Source organism: Candidatus Sordicultor fermentans, from assembly GCF_012728195.1.
GTDB lineage: Bacteria > Atribacterota > Atribacteria > Atribacterales > Caldatribacteriaceae > Sordicultor > Sordicultor fermentans.
Genome location: NZ_JAAYFP010000006.1, coordinates 1 through 3,710 on the forward strand (window position 1 = coordinate 1; position 3,710 = coordinate 3,710).

A 3,710-nucleotide genomic window follows, 5' to 3' on the forward strand; every position below is an offset into this window, starting at 1 on the left:
CGTAAGGGGAGGCAGGTGCCTAGGGTGGGGTTGATGATTGGGGTGAAGTCGTAACAAGGTAGCCGTAGGGGAACCTGCGGCTGGATCACCTCCTTTCTAAGGAGTAGAAAGACTAAAAGGAAATAGGCGGAATATTTTCTTGTTTGTGGGGATGTAGCTCAGCTGGGAGAGCGCCGGCTTTGCAAGCCGGAGGCCACGGGTTCGAATCCCGTCATCTCCACCAGAAGCTCCACAAACTAATTTTAGCCACTTTTGTGTTTCCTCTTTAACTTTTTCTAACCCCTGAAGCCGTTGCTAATTAAATAAGGTTTTATAGTTGATCCCTAAGGTAGATATTTTTCGATTCCTTTCCTCTGAAGTTAGACCAGAATCAGTAAACTTTTCTGGCTTTGAATCTTTAAAAATCTTTTTAACTCTCAATAAAATTGTGATGCTAATTTCTATCTTTTCCTATGATGGCAAGCTCTTCTTCCTCTTAATTTCTCACTTGCTTTTGCTACCATACTTTTTTTCGCGTATTTTTTCCACACTTTGTTATAGAGCCCATTTATCCTTGACAATGAGGAAAGTAGTGGTATAAGATAGGTTGAGATATTGTTATAACATTATAGGGGGTGTGGAATGGATTATTCTTGTGAAGATATTGCTAAAATGATTGACCACTCGCTACTACGCCCGGAGTTAACTGATGAAGATATTGTAGCAGGGTGCGAAGTAGCCAGGAAATACCAGGTAGCAGCAGTATGTTGTCGGCCTTCTGATGTATCTCGGGTGAAGGAGTTGCTTCAAGGTAGTGGGGTGAAAGTAGATGCTGTAGTAGGGTTTCCCCATGGTTCGCATAAGACAAAGACCAAAGTGTTTGAAGCTGAAGAAGCCATCAAAGATGGGGCAGAAGAATTGGATATGGTAATTCATATTGGGAAGCTTCGCAGTCGAGATTTCGACTATGTCAGAAATGATATTAAAGCGATAGCCGATGTGGCTCATAGCCATGGAGTGATATTAAAAGTTATTTTGGAGAATTGTTATCTGGATGATGAGCTAAAAGAAATAGGCTGTAAATTAGCCGAAGAAGCAGGAGCTGATTTTGTAAAAACTTCTACTGGATTTTCCCCCGGTGGTGCTACTATCGAAGATCTTAAACTCATGCGTCAGGCTACTTCTCCTCGAGTGCAGATAAAAGCAGCAGGAGGAGTAAGAAGCCTGGATATGGCTTTCAAGGTAAGGGAAGCGGGTGCTACTCGCTTTGGAGCAACAAGAACGGCGGATATAATGGAAGAATGTTATCAAAGAGAAAAACAAGAGAAAAAAGGATGTTGCTAAAAATAGAAAGGAAGGTTATCTGAATGAAAAATCTTCGTTATCCTCATCTTTTTAGCCCCATTGAAATTGGTAATTTTGTGGTTCCCAACCGTATCGTTCATGCTCCTACTGATATAAGCTCAGCTAATGCTGATGGGTCAGTAAACCAGCGGGTTATAACCTATCACGAGGAGGTAGCTAAGGGGGGATGTGGTTTCATAATAGTAGGAGCTACTACTCCAGATAAAGCTACTGGGCGTCCTACGGTTACATGTGTGGCTGCCGATGAAGACCCTATGATTCCGGGATTAGCTAATTTAGCTGAAGCTATGCATCGTCACGGAGCGCGTTGTGCAGTACAAATTCAACATCCTGGGCGGCAGGCAGCCTGGCCTCGCAAAGATCTTTTTGCTCCTACTGATATGGTGGTTTCTCTTCCTGGTTCAGCTGGTCATGAAATCGTATATGCCGAAGAGGCAGGTTCTAAGGGAAAGTCGATCCGGGCTATGACCATTGAGGAGATATACGATATCATCGAAAAATTTGCAGAAGCGGCCTGGAGAGTTCAACAAGCAGGTTTTGATGCCGTAGAGCTTCATGGAGCTCATGGTTATTTAATAGCTCAGTTTATGAGCCCTTATGTTAATAGGAGAAATGACCGTTTTGGAGGCAGCTTTATAAACCGTATGCGTTTTGTTTTAGAAATTGTAGATCGTATTCACAGGAAATGTGGGAAGGATTTTCCTGTTGGACTTCGCTATTCTGGAGAAGAATATATCGAAGGAGGAAGAACTTTAGAAGAAAGCGTTAAAGTAGCCAAGCTAATGGAGGAAAGCGGAGTAGCCTTTTTAGATATCAGTGCTGGCATTTTTGAAAAGCCCGCTCCCACTATGGATCCTATGTACTACCCTCAGGGATGGAATACTTATACTGCTGAAGAAATTAAAAAACACGTCAATATTCCAGTGATTACTACTCATTCTCTCCGAGATCCGGCTTATTGTGAAAGAATTTTAGCTGGAGGCAAAGCCGATATGGTAGGGCTTTCTCGTCAGATGGTAGCTGATCCTTACTGGGCTAATAAGGCCAAAGCCGGTGAAACAGAAGAAATCAGGAAATGCATTTCTTGTTTGGTGGGATGCTGGCAGGAGTCGCTTCTTGTTAAAAGAGAAATGCGCTGTGCTATTAACCCTGCAGTAGGCGATGAAAGATTTATTCATATTCAACCGGCACAAGAGAAATATAAGGTAGCCATAGTAGGTGGTGGCCCAGGAGGTATGGAAGCTGCTCGTATTGCTACCTTGCGTGGACATAAGGTAACTATTTTTGAAAAGAGTAACGAATTAGGTGGAGCTATTCTTTACTGTTGTGCGGTTCCAGGCAAAGAGAAGATGAAATGGTATGCTGATTGGATTCGCCGACAGATGAATAAATTGGGTGTCGAGGTGCATTTGCAAAAAGAGGTAAAATTAGAAGAACTTAAAGCTTTTGATGCTGCAATAATAGCTACAGGAGGTAAAGTAACAAGGCCTGATATTCCAGGGGTTAATCTACCTTTTGTAGTTACCTTTGAGGATGTTTTGCGATGCAAAAAGAGAAGCTGTGAATTTTATACTGAGAGACCGGAGCCGGTAGAGTGCGGTGATACGGTTTTAGTCTGGGGAGATAATTTTGGAGCTGCGGATACAGTAGAAAAATTAGGTTTTGAGGGAAAGAAAGTCTTCGTGGTAACTGAAAATCGAGAATTTGCTTCCTGGATGGAACCTTGCCATCGCGATGTAATGATGAATAGATTTGCCGGGGGAAATGGAGAAGGACTTAAAACCCGGACTTATGCTCATCCGGTGACAGTAATAACTGAATCTACAGTGGTGGAAATTAAGGACCAGGGAGAAGTAGTGATTCAAGATCGCGAATTTAATAAATCTACCATCAAAGTAGATAATGTGGTTTTGACTCAGGTAAAATGCAACGACGATTTGTATCAGGAATTGCTCGATGCGGGTATTGTAGTAGCTAAGATAGGAGATGCCAAAAAAGTGAGAAACCTGAGAGGTGCGGTTACTGATGGGGCAAATATTGGCTTTACTCTGGATTTAGATTTAATGATGAACGCCAATAATAGCCCTATTGCTAATCTTCCCACTGAGGTGAAAGTTTCAGGCTGATTAATTTTCTTTCTCTATCCAGTCCCAAGTATATTTCTTATAGTTGGGACTGGATAGAGATATCCTGAGGGGGGTAATATGGATATTCAAGTAACTTACTTTGACCAAAAAGGGCCTGTAAACACGGAGGCAACTTTAAGAATTGCCCAGAAAAGAGCGGCAGAGCTGGGAATTGAGCAAGTAGTAATAGCTTCTACTTATGGAGAAGCAGCCAGAAAGGCTTTAGAAATTTTTGATAGC

Annotated in this window: 2 protein-coding genes, 1 tRNA gene and 1 rRNA gene; all 4 read left to right on the forward strand. The window is 42.2% G+C overall.

Going from position 1 to position 3,710, the window contains the following annotated elements; translation table 11 throughout:
- A 16S ribosomal RNA gene (locus GXZ17_RS00290) occupies positions 1 to 96 on the forward strand; the annotation flags it as partial.
- Between the two features lie 51 nt (positions 97 to 147).
- Positions 148 to 223 (forward strand) — tRNA-Ala (locus GXZ17_RS00295).
- Between the two features lie 398 nt (positions 224 to 621).
- Positions 622 to 1,323 (forward strand): deoxyribose-phosphate aldolase, encoded by a 702-nt coding sequence (gene deoC, locus GXZ17_RS00300; RefSeq protein WP_409375294.1) that lies wholly within the window; start codon positions 622 to 624, stop codon positions 1,321 to 1,323.
- A gap of 23 nt (positions 1,324 to 1,346) precedes the next feature.
- Positions 1,347 to 3,470: an FAD-dependent oxidoreductase gene (locus GXZ17_RS00305; RefSeq protein WP_409375295.1), complete on the forward strand. Its 2,124-nt coding sequence runs from the start codon at positions 1,347 to 1,349 to the stop codon at positions 3,468 to 3,470.
- Positions 3,471 to 3,710: the final 240 nt, after the last annotated feature.